At 67.9% G+C, this 15,169-nt stretch carries 15 protein-coding genes and 1 tRNA gene; 2 read left to right on the forward strand and 14 right to left on the reverse strand.

Annotation, left to right across the window (positions count from 1 at the left end):
* Positions 1 to 10: 10 nt before the first annotated feature.
* The 4 genes from C2U58_RS00995 to C2U58_RS01010 form a co-directional block, all read right to left on the reverse strand.
* Complete coding sequence (locus C2U58_RS00995; protein WP_253256613.1) at positions 11 to 853, reverse strand: alpha/beta hydrolase; 843 nt, start codon at positions 851 to 853, stop codon at positions 11 to 13.
* A 213-nt stretch (positions 854 to 1,066) separates the two neighbouring features.
* Positions 1,067 to 4,132, reverse strand: coding sequence for a sensor histidine kinase (locus tag C2U58_RS01000; protein ID WP_102944172.1), 3,066 nt, complete (start codon positions 4,130 to 4,132; stop codon positions 1,067 to 1,069).
* A gap of 20 nt (positions 4,133 to 4,152) precedes the next feature.
* A complete protein-coding gene (locus C2U58_RS01005) occupies positions 4,153 to 4,506 on the reverse strand; it encodes an AraC family transcriptional regulator (protein ID WP_102944173.1) in 354 nt (117 codons plus the stop codon).
* Positions 4,507 to 4,587: 81 nt separating this feature from the next.
* Complete coding sequence (locus C2U58_RS01010; protein WP_216362366.1) at positions 4,588 to 4,980, reverse strand: hypothetical protein; 393 nt, start codon at positions 4,978 to 4,980, stop codon at positions 4,588 to 4,590.
* A 143-nt stretch (positions 4,981 to 5,123) separates the two neighbouring features.
* Here C2U58_RS01010 and C2U58_RS01015 point away from each other — a divergent pair, with 143 nt between their 5' ends.
* On the forward strand, positions 5,124 to 5,486 hold the full coding sequence (locus tag C2U58_RS01015) for an H-NS family nucleoid-associated regulatory protein (RefSeq protein ID WP_102944174.1): 363 nt from the start codon (positions 5,124 to 5,126) through the stop codon (positions 5,484 to 5,486).
* Between the two features lie 66 nt (positions 5,487 to 5,552).
* Positions 5,553 to 6,767: a VCBS repeat-containing protein gene (locus C2U58_RS01020; RefSeq protein WP_216362367.1), complete on the forward strand. Its 1,215-nt coding sequence runs from the start codon at positions 5,553 to 5,555 to the stop codon at positions 6,765 to 6,767.
* Between the two features lie 15 nt (positions 6,768 to 6,782).
* On the opposite strand, the gene C2U58_RS01025 is transcribed toward C2U58_RS01020, so the two are convergent.
* The 10 genes from C2U58_RS01025 to acpP form a co-directional block, all read right to left on the reverse strand.
* Entirely contained in the window at positions 6,783 to 7,451 is a 669-nt protein-coding gene (locus C2U58_RS01025) for a hypothetical protein (protein WP_102944176.1), read from the reverse strand.
* 71 nt (positions 7,452 to 7,522) lie between these two features.
* Complete coding sequence (locus C2U58_RS01030) at positions 7,523 to 8,611, reverse strand: DUF5694 domain-containing protein (protein ID WP_102944177.1); 1,089 nt, start codon at positions 8,609 to 8,611, stop codon at positions 7,523 to 7,525.
* 166 nt (positions 8,612 to 8,777) lie between these two features.
* A tRNA-Val gene (locus tag C2U58_RS01035) sits at positions 8,778 to 8,852 on the reverse strand.
* Positions 8,853 to 8,917: 65 nt separating this feature from the next.
* Positions 8,918 to 9,271: a PilZ domain-containing protein gene (locus tag C2U58_RS01040; RefSeq protein WP_070208345.1), complete on the reverse strand. Its 354-nt coding sequence runs from the start codon at positions 9,269 to 9,271 to the stop codon at positions 8,918 to 8,920.
* On the reverse strand, positions 9,268 to 10,224 hold the full coding sequence (locus tag C2U58_RS01045) for a DNA polymerase III subunit delta' (RefSeq protein ID WP_102944178.1): 957 nt from the start codon (positions 10,222 to 10,224) through the stop codon (positions 9,268 to 9,270). The genes C2U58_RS01040 and C2U58_RS01045 overlap by 4 nt, the downstream gene beginning before the upstream one ends.
* A complete protein-coding gene (gene tmk / locus C2U58_RS01050) occupies positions 10,217 to 10,885 on the reverse strand; it encodes a dTMP kinase (RefSeq protein ID WP_102944179.1) in 669 nt (222 codons plus the stop codon). The genes C2U58_RS01045 and tmk overlap by 8 nt, the downstream gene beginning before the upstream one ends.
* Positions 10,882 to 11,946, reverse strand: a complete 1,065-nt coding sequence (gene mltG / locus C2U58_RS01055; protein WP_102944180.1) for an endolytic transglycosylase MltG — start codon at positions 11,944 to 11,946, stop codon at positions 10,882 to 10,884. Before mltG ends, tmk begins: the two co-directional genes overlap by 4 nt.
* Before the next feature lie 127 nt (positions 11,947 to 12,073).
* The gene (locus C2U58_RS01060) at positions 12,074 to 13,429 is read right to left on the reverse strand and encodes an aminodeoxychorismate synthase component I (RefSeq protein ID WP_102944181.1); all 1,356 of its coding nucleotides are present in this window, start codon (positions 13,427 to 13,429) and stop codon (positions 12,074 to 12,076) included.
* 100 nt (positions 13,430 to 13,529) lie between these two features.
* Entirely contained in the window at positions 13,530 to 14,792 is a 1,263-nt protein-coding gene (fabF, locus tag C2U58_RS01065; protein ID WP_102944182.1) for a beta-ketoacyl-ACP synthase II, read from the reverse strand.
* 103 nt (positions 14,793 to 14,895) lie between these two features.
* Entirely contained in the window at positions 14,896 to 15,135 is a 240-nt protein-coding gene (gene acpP / locus C2U58_RS01070) for an acyl carrier protein (RefSeq protein WP_005408313.1), read from the reverse strand.
* Positions 15,136 to 15,169 lie beyond the last annotated feature (34 nt).

The raw sequence follows: 15,169 nt of genomic DNA on the forward strand, positions 1-15,169 counted from the left end.
CCGGGGTGCATCAGCCCTTGATGAAGGCCAGCAGGTCCGGATTGATCACGTCCGCATGCGTGGTCAGCATGCCGTGCGGGTAGCCCTTGTAGACCTTGAGCGTGCCGTTCTTGAGCAGCTTCACCGAGAGCTCGGCCGAGTCGGCGATCGGCACCACCTGGTCGTCGTCGCCATGCAGGACCAGGGTGGGCACGGTGATCGCCTTGAGGTCGTCGGTCTGGTCGGTTTCCGAGAACGCCTTGATGCCTTCGTAGTGGGCCTTGGCGCTGCCCATCATGCCCTGGCGCCACCAGTTCTGGATCACGCCCGGGTAAATGGTGGCACCGGGGCGGTTGAAGCCGTAGAACGGGCCGGTCGGGAAGTCCACGAACAGCTGCGCGCGATTGGCGGCCACGCCGGCACGGATGCCGTCGAAGACTTCCATCGGCAGGCCGCCCGGGTTGGACGCGGTCTTCAGCATCAGCGGCGGTACGGCGCTGACCAGCACGGCCTTGGCGACGCGGCCCTGCGGCTGGCCGAACTTCGCGACATAGCGCGCGACTTCACCGCCGCCGGTGGAATGGCCGATGTGCACGGCGTTGCGCAGGTCCAGGTGCTCGGCCACGGCCGAGGCATCTGCGGCGTAATGGTCCATGTCGTGGCCGTCGCTGACCTGTTCCGAACGGCCGTGGCCGCGACGGTCATGCGCGATCACGCGGTAGCCGTGCTGGACGAAGAACAGCATCTGCGCGTCCCAGTCATCGGAGGACAGCGGCCAGCCGTGGTGGAAGACGATGGGCTGCGCGTCGCGCGGGCCCCAATCCTTGAAGAAGATGCGGACGCCGTCTTTGGTGGTGACGAAATTTTCGGACATGTGCGTGGTTTCCGGTGTGGGCGAATGGGTGCGCGCTGCTGCAAACCCCGGCAGCGCCATCACGGCGAGCGCCGAAGCGCCCACCTGGAGCACCTGGCGGCGGGTGAGCGTCAGCGTGTCCAGCTGGCGTGGGGGCATGGTGCGTCCTTCTCAGGGATGGCAGCGCACATGGGACCAGACCTGCCGACCGCCAGGCTTGTACGACGTTGCGCTTTATCCCCGCGCCGCGGGCCGGAGGCGTTTCAACGCGGCGCGCACGCGGTCGCGCAACCCGGCAAAGCCCGGCCGGTACGGCGATTCCCACGCGAATGCCGCAGGAATCTGCAGGTCGATGCCGGTACCGCGCCCCGGCCGACCGGAGCGAATCGCCACGGTGCCCCCGGCGCGTGCGGCACGCTCATGCATGCCCGCCAGGCCCCAATGCCCTTCGGCAGTGCCCGCCTCCTGGCTGAACCCGATGCCGTCGTCATCCACGCGCAGCCGGAAGGCGTGCCGCCCATACCCCAGCGACACCTGCACGGTGCCCGCCTTCGCATGCCGGAACGCATTGAGCATCGCCTCGCGGCCGATCATGTACGCCTCCTCGCTGGCGCAGCGCTGCATCGGCCGTGGCGTGCCTTCCACCACCAGGCGCACCACCGGGGTATCCAGTCCATGCGACTCGTCCAGTACCGCCATCAGCGCAGCACCGAGGTCGCGTGCGTGGTCCACGTCGCCACGCAGGCCGCGCACGCGCTCGCGTCCGTCGGCACCGACCCGCTCGGCCATGGTCATCGCCGCTTCCAGTTCCAGCCGGACCGGATCGGTCGGCGCCAGCTTGCGGCTGGACGCATGCAGCCGCAGGATCAGGCCCTGCGTGCTCTGCAGCAGGGTATCGTGCAGTTCACGTGCGATGCGCTCGCGTTCGCGGTGGCGCTCATCCAGGCGCGTGCGGATGCGCGCTGCGAGCTGGCGCAACCTGGCCAGGTACAGCAGCCACAGCAGAGCGGCTGCAGCCACCACGCAGAGCACCCGGAACCAGCCGGTTTCCCAGTAGTGCGGCGCTACCGTCACCACCAGCTCGGCGCCCTGCTCGTTCCACACGCCGTCGTTGTTGCTGGCCCGAACACGGAACACGTAGCGTCCGGATCCCGGCGCGTTGTACAGCGCCGAACGCGCTGCGCCTTCCATCCATTGCGAATCGAGCCCGTCCAGCTGGTAGCGGAAGCGCACGCGCTCGGGAATGGACAGGCTCAACGCCGTATAGCGGATGCGCAGGTTGCGCGGGCCGGCCGGCAGCTGCACCTGGCCGTCGCGGATGGGAACCGCCGCACCGTCCACGGTGACTGAAAGCACTTCGACCGGCGGCGCCACCGGATTGCGCACGATCTGCCGCGGGTCGATGGAAACCAGGCCGCTGGTGGTGGCAAACCACAAGCGTCCGTCGTCGGTACGGGCCGCGGTCGGCAGCGGTCGGAACTGGGCGGCAATGCCCGGCAGCGCGTCGAGCGCGTTGAAGCGTTCATAACGCGGGCTGCCGTGCCCGCCAAACAGGCCGGCGACGTCGCCGGCACGCACCCGCACCACGCCGCGCGCACCGTTGAACCACACATCGCCCGCCGCGTCGGCCACGATGCCACTGATCCCACGCAGGTCCTCGCGCACATCCACCAACACGTTCCGCAGTCGGCCCCCGCTCACCCGCGCAAGGCCGCGCTCCCCGCCGATCCACATGCCGTGCGCGTCTTCGAACAGCGCAGTGACATTGCCTACGTCCAGCGGCTCACCGGTCCAGGGCGTGACTGCCTTGCCGTGCTCCAGGACCACTGCGATGTTGCGCGCGAAACCCAACCACAGGCGCCCGCCGGCGTCGACCTGCATCGCCAGCGGCGAACCGTTCGACGGCAGGTCGGCGATGTCCTGCAGATGCGTCCAGCGGCCCTGGTACAACCGGTGCAGCCCCGGCGTGTTCAACGACAGCCAGACCGCACCGTCGGGCGTGGTCGCGATTGCCTGCACCCCCGAGCGCAGCGCCACCGGCAGGCCGGATACTTCTTCGAAGCGTCCACCATGCAGGCGCCACAGACCTTCAGGGCCGCCCAACCAGGTGCCGCCTTCAGCGTCGCGGTGCATCGCCGTGATCGCCGAGCGCAACGGCAGGGCCAGCCACGAATCCATCTGCACCCGTTGCAGGGCGTGGTTGCGCGTCCCCACCAGCAGGGCATCACCGTCGGCTGCGATGGCGAAATCCTGCGCACCTTCCGGCATCGGAACCTGCACCAGGTTGGCGTGGCGGAAGCGGTCCAGGCCACGGCTGCTGCCCACCCAAAGGTTGCCCTCGCGGTCTTCAAGCAATGGCTGCAGGTAGTCAGAGCTGAGTCCGTCCCTACGGCGGAAGGATTCAAATCCCTCGGCTGCACGGGCCGGTGAACGACGTACCAGCCCGGTGCCGAGCGTGGTGGCCCAGAGCACACCGTCGCGGTCGAACAGCAGGCCGGCCGATGCAGCCGGTGCGTCCGGTTGAGCGTTGGGCGATGCCGTGCCCGGCGCCGCCAACGCGCGCACGCCACCGTCAGCTTCGGCGACCCAGATCGCGCCGTCCGGCGCCTGCGCGATCTGACTGACCCGCCCGACCACGGCAGGCACGCGCTCGAACGTGGCAGCGCCACGGCGCAGCACCACCATGCCGATTTCGGTGGCGACCCACAGCGTGCCGTCGCGGTCGGTGAACAGGGTGCGTCCCTGGCGCCCTGGATAGGCCATCGCTGCGGGTGGGCGCTGCCAGCGGCGTGCGTGCAGCATGACCGGACCGGTGAACGTAGCCGCCCACAAGCGACCGCTGCCGTCTTCGGCGAAGCGGTACACGGTGCTGGTCGGCAACCCGTCGGCCTGCCCGTAATGACGCACGTGGCCACCCTCGATCAGGCTGACGCCGCCATAGCGGAAGCCCACCCACAGTCCGCCGCCGGGGGGCGCATACAGGGTGGAGACACTGGTGGCGGGAAACGCCTCGGTGCCGGTGGGCGCGAAACGCGTGAAGCGCACGCCGTCGAACCGGTACAGACCGATCTCGGTACCCAGCCAGAGATACCCGTCTGCCGTCTGCGCCAGTGCAGTGACCTGGCCCGGCGCGCCCTGGTTGACGGTCCATGCGGTGTGGTGGAACTGCCCTACCTCGCGCGCCGGGTCCAGCGCGCCCGCACTACCGGCAATGAGCAGTAGAAAGGCACAGACAAGGCTTCGAAGTATGTACGTCATCATCGCCCCCCTGCCCGCGCGCGCGGCGCTGCGCCAACGCATGCACCATCATACAAAAACGCCTACTGGCAGGGGCGGTCGGCGCGGGCGTCCTGCAGGTATGCCGATGGCGTGCATCCCAGGCTGCGCCGGAACCAGCGGACGAAATGGCTCTGGTCGTAGAAGCCCAGCTCGCTGGCAATCTGCCCGATGCGCTGGCCGTCGGCGTGCAGCAACTGCCGGGCACGCTCGATCCGGCGCATGCGCAGGTATTCCATGGGGCTCAGCCCGGTCTGCTCGCGGAACATGCGCGCGAAGTGGAAGCGGCTCATGCAGGCGGCTTCGGCAATCGCGCTGAGCTGCAATGGCTCGCAGAGATTGGCTTCGATGTAGTCCACGCCGCGCTCGACCGCGCGTGCCGCAGGGTTGGTGTGCACGGGGGGAACCCTCGCCGAAGTTGCCTTGTATGCTGCCGCTGCACCGCGTGCGGCCACAGCCCCGATCGGCGGGGTGCCTGCCTACTCTTTCGGGTGATCGCCCCGTTCTGGCCGGCTGCGGCGACGGCGCTGCGACGGGGGCAACTCCACCACCCGCCGACCAAACAGGATTGCATCTACCGAGTAAGCGCCGGGGCCCAGCAGCAACAGGCTCGCCAGCAGTCCGCCGGCCGGCCAGCCCTGCAGCCCGGGATCGAGGCAGGCGACGAACACCGCCGCCAGGATCCCCAGCGGAAGCAGGCTGCCCAGCACGATCAGCAACGCCGCCATCCAGGCCCAGCCGAGCACATCGCCGTGCGGCAGCGAGACGCGCAGGCCCCAAGGCCAGACCAGCATCGACGACACCATCAGGCGCAGCAGGAGCAGGCCCACCCCGGGCATGCGGTCAGGGAACGTCGCGTAGAGCAGCTGCACCGGTCGCCTCCAGCGTTCGATCAGGCCGCCGTCATTGGGGACCTGTTCCGGCTGACGCGCATGACCCGAAAGAGGTATCCGTGCAGATGGATCACACCTGCATTTGCTATCGTGCCCCGGTCTGTTCCCCTTCCAGGAATCCCATGCCCCGCACGCCATCCGCCTCCCCGTCCCCGCACGCCTTGCTGCGGGCCGCCACCAAGGAGGCGTATGAGCGCGTCACCGTGCTGCTCAGCACCAGCTACGCGGATTTCAGCCCCGAGCAGCAGCGCAGGATCCAGGCACTGGTAGGCCGCGAGGGCGCGCCCCCGGCACCCAGGGCCGCAAGGACGCCCAAAGCGCCAAAGCAGGAGCGGGCGCCGCGTTACTGGCTGCCGCACAGCCAGGAGACGTGGTCGGGCCGCGGCCGCGTTCCGCAGTCGTTCCTGGCCTGGGAAGGCACCGTGGCCCACACCGAATGGAAGAAGCACCACCCCGACGAGCGCTTCCCGGCATTCCCGGGCTGATGCAGCCGATGGCGCCAGCGCGCACCTGATCGTCCGATACGGAGCGGTTACCGAATGTCCCCATCGATGCCCCTGCTCATCCTGGCCACGCTCTGCAGCGTGGCGCGCACCGCCGGCGCTGCACCGCTTGAAGCCACCCGCACGACGTTCACCGACGTCACCGCGACCCACGTACCCACCGACGCAGCGCTGCACGCGCTGGACGGTGCGATGCTGGATGCGGACGGTGACGGCGACCTGGACGTGGCAGTCGCAGTGGAGAATGGCGCGAACCGGCTGTATCTCAACGACGGCACCGGCAAGCTCCGCCATTCGCCCGACGTGTTCGGCTCGATTACCGGCGACCATGAACATGTGCGCGTCGCGGATTTTGATCGCGACGGCCACGCCGATGTGCTGTTCATCGCCGAGGACACCGAACAGCACCAGCTGTACTTCGGTGACGGCAAGGGTGGCTTCAGACGCGTGAGCGAGCGCCTGCCCGCTACCAGCCAGGCCAACGGCGTGGCGGTCGGCGACGTGAATGGCGATGGCCTTCCCGATATCGTCATCGGCAACACCACCGAAGGGAAAACCGGCGTCGCACAGCCATTCCTGTGGTTGAACGACCCGGCGCGTCCTGGTCATTTCATCGACGCCACGCGCACGCACCTGCCGCGCATCGACGTGCAGGCGCAGGGCGTCGTGCTGGCCGATCTGGACGGCGACGGCGACCTGGACATGGCCATTGCAAGCCAGGATCCGTTCAACCGCCTGCTGCTGAACGACGGCAAGGGCCGCTTCAGCGACGCCACCGACCGGCTTGGCCGGCAGATTCCGACCGAGACCCGCGAAGTCCACGCGCTGGATGCCAACGGCGACGGACGGCTGGACCTGGTGTTCTTCAACCTGACCAGCAACAACCGCGACTGGGACAAAGACCCACAGACCCGGCTGTTGATCAACCAGGGTAACGCCCGCTTCAAGGATGAAACCGCCGCGCGCCTGCCGAAGCACCGGTTCTCCAGCTGGGGCGGCACCGTCGTCGATTTCAACCAGGACGGTCACCCCGATCTGGTGGTGAGCGCCATCGAGGTACCGGGCTTCAAGCCGCTGCAGGTCCGCGCCTGGCAGAACGACGGAAAGGGGAACTTCTCCGATGTCACTGCGGACGTGATTCCGGCGGAAACCGTAGGCCGCAGCTGGAGCATGGCACGCGGTGACTTGGACGGCGACGGCAGACCGGACCTGTTCATCGGTGGCTGGCAGTCGCAGGCGCGGCTGCTGCTGAGCGGCGAGTGAGACCGCGCCAGACGGCTACACCAGCACCAGCATCGCCACTGCCAGCACCACCACCGTGGTGACCACGAACGAGGCCAGTACCAACCCGAACGCCTTCGCCCAGCTCGCCGTGTTCAACGCGCGATAGGCTGCCGCGCGCGCCCACAGATACCAGAGGATGCCTACCGCCTGGACGGCCACCCCCGGCCCCACCCACGCGTCGCCCGGCCAGCGCAGCAATAGCTCGCCCAGCGCCAGTGCCAGCACGAACGGGCAGGCCAGGAAGGCCTGGATGGAGAACGGCTCACGCAGGGTTTCGCGGGTCACCGGGATCTTCTGCTGTCTCAAGGTTCCCAGCGCGGCGCCCAGCGCGTAAACACAGAAAATCGCTGAGCGGGTCAGCATGATGCCTTCCTCGCTGCCGAACAGGATGCGCCCCACCGGCGACTGCAGCGTGGGCACCGCCGCGCGCGAGGCCAGCTCCATCGCGTGGGCCAGGGCCACCGTCAGGATCAGCATCAGCACGGGACTGATGGTGGCCTGGAAACGCGCTTCGAGCGGCTTGCGCAGCTCTTCCTGCGTGTAGAGCGCCATTTGCGCAGGGCGGACGATGATCCGCAGGAACGTGCGCGGATAGAACACCAGCCAGCCGACCAGTTCGTACAGGAACTCTTCGAGGGAGCGCAGCAGGCGGATCAGGTCCATGTGCTGAATCTCTCAATCGTTCCGGCCCGTGTCAAACGCCAAGTCACCCCACGGGCAGCGACACTGCTTCATCAGCGAAGGATTTCTCCGGCATCCACCAGTTGCACATCGTGCATCTGGTTGAGATAGGCCTCGTAGTAACCCTTGTGCGAGGCACCAACAATGGCCAGCAGGCGCTTGCCAGGCGCCTGGCCCAGCACATCGCGGATGTTGGCGACCATGCGCAGGTTGCGGGTTTCCCAGTAGCCTACGTAGCCGCGTCCGAACTGCTGTGGAGACGGTTCCATCAGCGCAGCGCCGAAGTCGCTGTGGAAGGCCTGCAGCGCAGCTTCCGGGGCGTTGTAGTTGCGGTACAGGGCCAGCATGGCGCCGGGCTTTCCAAGGTTGGCCTCGAGCGCCGCGTCTGCCTCGGCACGCGCCTTGGTGTAGGGGTTGTCCCACGCCTTCATGATCGCCTCGCCCGAGGCCTTCTCGAGCGCCTTGGGCGTGGGTGAGTCGGCGGTGTGATCGTCTACCGCCCAGACCCGCTCCAGCCCCAGTCGCGCTGCCAGCGTTGCGGCGACCAGGACGGATTCGTCACGCCCCTGCAGGCGCTTGTCCAGGTACGCCACGAGTTCCGGAGTCAAACCATCGGCTGGAGTCCGTTCGCCCGTGGGCAGGCGCAACCACTGCACCACTGCGGAGTTGCGCTCCCCCGCCGCCAGCCATACCGCGGCCAGCCGTCGCCGATCCGCCGCGCTCGGCGAAGTCGGCCACGATGCCAGCAGCCGCTCGGCTTCGGCGTTCGCCGCCGGCACGTCCAGCCCCGTAGCGGCCTGCGCCGGACCGGTATCCACGCAGTAGCTTGCGACGCTTTCGGCATAGCGAGCGGGATTGCGACGCATGAAGTCGCACTGCAGGCCAGAGACCGCCTCAACCGCAATCGCTTCGGGCTTCCAGGCTTCCAGCCGCGACAACAGCGGCTCCAACTGATCGGGCGCGAACGTCTTCGGCAGCGCAGACAAGTGAGGCGAGCCCAGTACAAGCACCTGGTTGGGACGCCCCACCGGCAGGCCCTTCAACTGGTCTGGATGGAAGCTGGGTGTGTATGCCGGCGTGGCGGCCAGCGCGAGGGTGCTGCAGAGCCCAAGAACCAACAGACTGCCAATGCGTCCGAACACGGTGCCTCCCTTCGAAAGTCAGTGCCTTGTCTGACCTGAATAGTGCACTGCGTGGCGCCTGCACAGAACTCCCGTTGGTCATTGCAACCTTCTACGCACTTCATGCATCACACATTGCCCAGACGCAAAAAAGCCCCCGTTTCCGGAGGCTTTCTTGTTTGAATCGTGGTGGGCGGTGCAGGTTTCGAACCTGCGACCCTCGCCGTGTGAAGGCGATGCTCTACCGCTGAGCTAACCGCCCAATGCTGCTGAGCTGCTCATTATAGGGCAGCATTTTTTCACGTCAACGGGTTTCGGTGAATTTCTTCACATCGTGTGCGTGGGCTTGTCCGAGTTCAGGGTGCCGGCCAGCGCGGTCTCGATCTTGTTGCGCACGTTCTCCCCTTCCTGGCCGTCGGCCAGCTGCACGCCGATGCCCGCCGCGCGGTTGCCCTGCGCGCCTGCGGGGGTCACCCAGACCACTTTGCCGGCTACCGGCAGGCGCTCGCTGGAGTCCGGCAGGGTCAGCAGCAGGAACACCTCGTCGCCCAGGAAGTAACGCTTGGGCGTGGGCACGAAGATGCCGCCGTTCTTCACGAACGGCATGTAGGCGCTGTACAGCGCCGCTTTGTCCTTGACGGCCAGCGACAGGATGCCCTGGCGGGCGTTGGTGGCGCTCATGCTCTATTCCCCTTTGCGTGCCGCTCGTTGACCTTGTTCCAGGCCAACAACAATTCCACCACCGCCAGGTCGGCGCGCACGGTGGTGCGCAACAGATCGCGGGTACGGTTGGCGGCGTCGAACCAGGCGCCCAGCTTGTGCAATCGTTCCGGATCGGTCAAGCCACCGCCGGTGGCCTGGGCCAATGCGAGATCGGCAGCATGGCGCAGCCGCAGCGCCGCATGGTCGTCGGCGGTCCAGCGCTGGGCCAGCTCCACCGCGCCCGAGCGCCCCGCCACCAGCGCTTCCAGGTCGCTGGCGACCTGCCGGCGCAGCGCCAGGCCGTCGTTGCGCAGCCAGTCGTCGGCCAGCCCGGGGTGGCCACGGGCGGCGTCCAGCGCTTCGCGGGCGCTGGCCTCACTGTGGCCCTGGGCCTGCAGCCACGCCAGGCTTTCCTCGCGCGGCGGCAGCTTGAACTCCAGGCGCTGGCAGCGGCTGCGCACGGTGGCCGGCAGGCGCGCCGGGTCGCTGCTGATCAGCCACAGGTAGCGGCCGGGCTGCGGCTCTTCCAGGGTCTTGAGCAGGGCGTTGCAGGCGGCGCGGTTGATCGCGTCGGCCGGGTCCACCACCACCACCTGGGCGATGCCGTACTGCGGGGTGAGCGCGAGCTTCTGCGAGATCTCGCGCACCTGTTCGATCACGATCTCGGTGCGCAGCTTGTCGCCGGACTTGTTCGGGATGAACGAGACCAGCTGCAGGTCCGGGTGGGTGCCGGCGGCGATCAGCTGGGCGCTGCGCTGGGCCGCGGCCGGCTCGCCACGGGTCAGCACGTGGGTGGCCATGCGCAGCGCCACCTCGCGCTTGCCCAGCCCGGCAGGGCCGCAGATCAGCAGGCCGTGGCCGAGCCGGCCGGCGTCGAGCGCGGCGATGGTCTGGTCATAGGCGCGCTGCTGCCAGGGGGAGAACTCAGCCATTGCCGCCCTCCTTGCCGAGGAACTTATTGATGGCCGTCACGACCTGGGCGGCCACGCCGGCCTGGTCCTGGCTGGCATCGATGAGCCGGAAGCGGTTGGGATCGGCCGCTGCACGCTGGCGGAACACGGCGCGCACGCGCTGGAAGAAATCGTCCTGCTCGCGCTCGATCCGGTCCGGGCCTTCTTCGCGGCCGCTGGCGCGGGCGCGGCCCACCGCGACGTCCACGTCCAGCAGCAGGGTCAGGCCGGGCAGCAGGCCCACGGCGCGGCGCTCCAGCTCGGCAATCCACGCCGGGTCGAGCCCGCGTCCGCCGCCCTGGTAGGCGTAGCTGGAATCGGTGAAGCGGTCGGTGAGCACGAAATGGCCCTCGTCCAGGGCTGGCTGGATCACGCTGCGCACATGCTGGGCGCGGCCGGCGAAGACCAGCAGCAGTTCGGCTTCGGCGCTGAGTGTCTCGCCGGCGATCTCGGCGTCGGGGGTGAGCACCATCGAGCGCAGGCGCTCGGCCACCGGCGTACCGCCGGGTTCGCGGGTCACCAGGACGTTGTGGCCGTGTGCGGCCAGCGCATCCACGATGGCGTTCAGCGCGGTGGTCTTACCCGCCCCTTCCCCGCCTTCGAGGCTGATGAAGTGCGGGTGGCAACGCAGTGCGGTGCTCATTGCGGTGCGGCCTGCTGCTGGGCGCGCTGCTGGCGCAGCTGCTGCAGGTAGCGCGCCACCGCCGCGTTGTGGTCGGTGTAGCTGGACGAGAACACGTGCGCCCCGCTGCCGTCGCCCACTGCTACGAAGTACAGCGCGTCGCCAGCGGCGGGGCGTGCGGCGGCCTGCAGGGCGTCGCGGCCGGGCATGGCGATCGGGGTCGGGGTAAGGCCGGCACGGGTGTAGGTGTTGTACGGCGTGTCGGTGGTGAGGTCGCGCTTGCGGATGTTGCCGTCGTAGCTGCTGCCGATGCCGTAGATGACGGTGGGGTCGGTCTGCAGGCGCATGCCCATCTTCAAGCGGCGGGCGAACACGCCGGCGATCTGCGGACGCTCACTGGGCAGCGCGGTTTCCTTTTCGATGATCGAGGCCAGGATCAGCAGTTCGTGCGGGGAATTCAACGGCAGGTCGTCGGCGCGGCTTTCCCAGGCGGCAGCCAGTTCCTTTTCCATCGCGGCGTGGGCGCGCTTGAGCACGTCCACGTCCTTGTCGCCGCGCTGGTAGACGTAGGTTTCCGGCAGGAAGCGACCTTCCGGATGCTGGCCCGGGAAGCCAAGCGCCTTCATCAGCGCGGCATCGTCGAGGTCATCGGTGGTGTGGATCAGCGGCTCGGCGCGCTTGAGCGCGGCGCGCAGCTGGCGGATGTTCCAGCCTTCGACGATGGTGACGCGGTGCTGCAGGGTGCGGCCCTGGCGCATGCGGGTGAGCAGTTCGCGCGGGGTGAGCTTCGCATCGAGGGCGTACTCGCCCACCTTGAGCTTGCCGGCGGCGTCGAGCTGGCGTGCGAGCAGCTGCCACTGGGTGTCGTTGCCTTCATCCACGCCGGCCTCGCGCAGCTTGCGCACGACCGTGCCGAGGCCATCGCCCGGGGCGATGACGACGCTGGTCTGCGCCGGGGTGATCGGGGCGTCGGCGAAACCACGTTGGGAATGCCAGAACCATGCGCCGGCGGCGGCCAGGAGCGCTGCGCCCAGCAGCAGTATCGCCAGGACGGTTAGACAACCTCGTTTTACGCCAGCCATGCATACCTCGTGTGGGTGGTGCGGCCACGCAGGGCGTGGCTGTATCGGGTGAATCATTTTCGCGCGGGACACGCATGGCGTGTCTCTACGCGGCCGACCACGGTGCCGTCTTACAGCATACCCCGGGTCAGTCCGGGCGGCCGAGCGCGCGCATGAGGCCGCGGGCCTTGGCGCGGGTCTCGTCCAGCTCTTTGACCGGGTCCGAATCGACCACGATGCCGGCGCCGGTGCGGAACGCAGCGGTGCTGCCGGCCACCTCGGCGGTGCGGATCAGGATGTTCAGGTCCAGGTCGCCGTCGCGGTTCAGCCAGCCGAACGCACCGGTGTAGGCGCCGCGTGCGGTCTGTTCCAGCTCGGCGATGATCTGCATGCAGCGCACCTTGGGGCAGCCGGTGATGGTGCCGCCCGGGAACGTCGCTGCAATCACCTGGCCCGGGGTCACGCCCGCGCGCAGGCGGCCGCGCACGTTGCTCACGATGTGGTGCACATGGGCGTAGCTTTCCACGCTCATCAGTTCGTCCACTTCCACGCTGCCGGCGGTGCAGATGCGCCCCAGGTCGTTGCGTTCCAGGTCGATCAGCATCACGTGTTCGGCGCGCTCCTTGGGATGGCCGACCAGTTCGCGGATGCGTTCGGCATCATCGTCGCCTTCAAACCGCGGACGGGTGCCGGCGATCGGGCGCGTCTGCACGTCGTCGCCGTGCACGCTCACCAGCCGCTCCGGCGAGGAGCTGACCACGGCCCTGCCCTGCGCGATGAACAGGCCGGCGAACGGCGCAGGATTGGCCACGCGCAACTGGGCGTACAGGGCGTGCGGCGAAAGGTCGGCATCGAATTTGGCCAGCCAGCGGCGTGAGAGGTTGACCTGGAACACGTCGCCGGCACGCAGGTAGTCGATGACCCGCGCCACGCCATCGGTGAACCGCGCGGGTGCGTCTTCGTCCATCTGCACGGGGGGCTGCCACGCGGGCAGCGGGGCCTGCATGGCGGCGGCGTCGAGGTCGGCCTGCAGGACGTCCAGCAGTGCCTCGCAGCCGGTTTCGCACACGGCGTGATACTCGCCGAGCACGCGGTCGTGCAGCACCGCAGCAGGACAGCGCAGTGCGAGTGCGGAAGGCAGGCCGTCGGCGCGCGCGTGCAGCGCCAGTACGGTTTCAATCTGGCCGGCCAGTTCGTAGTCGAGCATCAGCGCCCAGCCCCCACGGAACGGCAGACCGGTCTCCTCGCGCGGCAGGCGCGCGGCCTGCCAGTGCCGGTCCAGCACCTCCAGGAAGGTACCGGCGTGGGCGTTGCCATGGTGGTCGCGCACCACGCCGTCGGCCTGCAGCGCCAGCGACGGGCCGCTGGCCATCAGCAGCAGGTCCCAGCGGCCCTGCGCGCTGTTGCTGGCGGTGGACTCCATCAGCAGCGGGTAGCGCTGCGGGGCCACGCGCTGCAGCGCGGGAAGGTCGGTGGTGGCGGGCAGTGGACGGGTCTGGAACATGGCGAGGGATTCGGCAGGTTGAAGTGCGGGGCCCGGCCCCAGATGCACCGAGGCCGCCCATGAAGGCGGCCCGGTGGTGAAGCAGGTTACGCGGCCATGCTCAGACGCGCTTGAACACCAGCGTGCCGTTGGTGCCGCCGAAGCCAAAACCGTTGGACATCACCACGTCGACCTTGGCCTCGCGTGCGGTGTTGGGCACGTAGTCCAGGTCGCAGCCTTCGCCCGCCTCATGCAGGTTGATGGTCGGCGGAATGATGTTGTCGCGCAGCGCCAGCACCGAGAAGATCGCCTCCACGCCGCCGGCCGCGCCGAGCAGGTGGCCGGTCATCGACTTGGTGGAGCTGACCATCATCTTGTAGGCGTGGTCGCCGAAGGCGGTCTTCATCGCCATGGTCTCGCCCAGGTCGCCCAGCGGGGTGGAGGTGCCGTGCGCGTTGAGGTAACCGACCTGGTCCGGGCTCACGCCCGCGTCCTTCAGGGCCATGGTCATGCAGCGCGCGGCGCCTTCGCCGTTCTCGCTCGGCGCGGTCATGTGGTACGCGTCGGAGCTGGCGCCGAAACCGGCGAGCTCGCAGTAGATCTTCGCGCCGCGCGCCTTGGCGTGTTCGTACTCTTCCAGGATCAGGATGCCGGCACCGTCGCCGAGCACGAAGCCGTCGCGGTCCTTGTCCCACGGCCGCGATGCTTCAGCCGGGGCATCGTTGCGGGTGCTCATGGCCTTCATCGCGCAGAAGCCGCCCAGTGCGGTCGGCGAGGAACCGCGCTCGGCGCCGCCCACCACCATCACGTCCGCGTCGCCGTACTGGATCATGCGCATCGCGGTGCCGATGGAATGGTTCGAGGTGGCACAGGCCGACACCGCCGAGAACGACGGACCCTTCAGGCCGGTGATGATGCTGAGCTGGCCCGGCAGCATGTTGATGATGGTCTTGGGCACGTAGAAGGGCGAAATCTTCTTGCCCTCGTGGAACTCGATGGTCTGCTCTTCGATGCCGAGCAGGCCGCCGATGCCGGCGCCGACGATGGCGCCAACGCGCTCGGCGTTGCCGTCGGTGATCTCCAGGCCCGAATCGTTCAAGGCCATGAAGGCGGCACCGAGGCCGTAATGGATGAACGGGTCCATCTTCTTGGCATCCTTGCCGCTGACCCGGAATTTGCCGAACTGTTCGTTGTCGGCGGTGATGTCGAAGTCCCTGACCTCACCTGCAATCTTGGTGGTGAAACGGTCCAGGTAGGACTGCGAAACGTTGGTCAGCGGACCGATGCCGGAACGGCCTTCGGTGATGCCCTTCCAACTGGTGGCCATATCATTGCCCAACGGCGAGACCATGCCCATGCCGGTAACGACGACGCGACGCTTCATTGCAGATTCTCCTGAACAAAAACACAGGGCCGCAAGCGCGGCCCCATGGGATAACTGCACGCGGTGGCGGTAAGCACCACTACCGCGCGCAAGCCGCCCGACATCACGCCTTGACGTGCGCCTTGACGTAGTCGATCGCAGCCTGGACGGTGCTGATCTTTTCGGCTTCTTCGTCCGGGATCTCGCACTCGAATTCTTCTTCCAGCGCCATCACCAGTTCAACGGTGTCCAGGGAGTCGGCGCCCAGGTCATCGACGAACGATGCGCTGTTGGTGACTTCCTCTTCCTTGACGCCAAGCTGTTCGACGACGATTTTCTTGACGCGTTCTTCGATGGTGCTCATTGGATATCGCTCCAGATGGAGTAGTGGTTCAAAA

This window comes from Stenotrophomonas sp. VV52, assembly GCF_002893095.1.
GTDB classification, from domain to species: domain Bacteria; phylum Pseudomonadota; class Gammaproteobacteria; order Xanthomonadales; family Xanthomonadaceae; genus Stenotrophomonas; species Stenotrophomonas aracearum.

Excerpts from the sequence above, each read along its gene's own strand:
- C2U58_RS00995 (WP_253256613.1), bottom strand. The coding sequence starts at position 853 with ATGTCCGAAAATTTCGTCACCACCAAAGACGGCGTCCGCATCTTCTTC.
- C2U58_RS01000 (WP_102944172.1), bottom strand. The coding sequence starts at position 4,132 with ATGCGTTGGCGCAGCGCCGCGCGCGCGGGCAGGGGGGCGATGATGACG.
- C2U58_RS01015 (WP_102944174.1), top strand. The coding sequence starts at position 5,124 with ATGCCCCGCACGCCATCCGCCTCCCCGTCCCCGCACGCCTTGCTGCGG.
- C2U58_RS01020 (WP_216362367.1), top strand. The coding sequence starts at position 5,553 with ATGCCCCTGCTCATCCTGGCCACGCTCTGCAGCGTGGCGCGCACCGCC.
- C2U58_RS01025 (WP_102944176.1), bottom strand. The coding sequence starts at position 7,451 with ATGGACCTGATCCGCCTGCTGCGCTCCCTCGAAGAGTTCCTGTACGAA.
- C2U58_RS01040 (WP_070208345.1), bottom strand. The coding sequence starts at position 9,271 with ATGAGCGCCACCAACGCCCGCCAGGGCATCCTGTCGCTGGCCGTCAAG.
- C2U58_RS01045 (WP_102944178.1), bottom strand. The coding sequence starts at position 10,224 with ATGGCTGAGTTCTCCCCCTGGCAGCAGCGCGCCTATGACCAGACCATC.
- tmk (WP_102944179.1), bottom strand. The coding sequence starts at position 10,885 with ATGAGCACCGCACTGCGTTGCCACCCGCACTTCATCAGCCTCGAAGGC.
- mltG (WP_102944180.1), bottom strand. The coding sequence starts at position 11,946 with ATGGCTGGCGTAAAACGAGGTTGTCTAACCGTCCTGGCGATACTGCTG.
- C2U58_RS01060 (WP_102944181.1), bottom strand. The coding sequence starts at position 13,429 with ATGTTCCAGACCCGTCCACTGCCCGCCACCACCGACCTTCCCGCGCTG.
- fabF (WP_102944182.1), bottom strand. The coding sequence starts at position 14,792 with ATGAAGCGTCGCGTCGTCGTTACCGGCATGGGCATGGTCTCGCCGTTG.
- acpP (WP_005408313.1), bottom strand. The coding sequence starts at position 15,135 with ATGAGCACCATCGAAGAACGCGTCAAGAAAATCGTCGTCGAACAGCTT.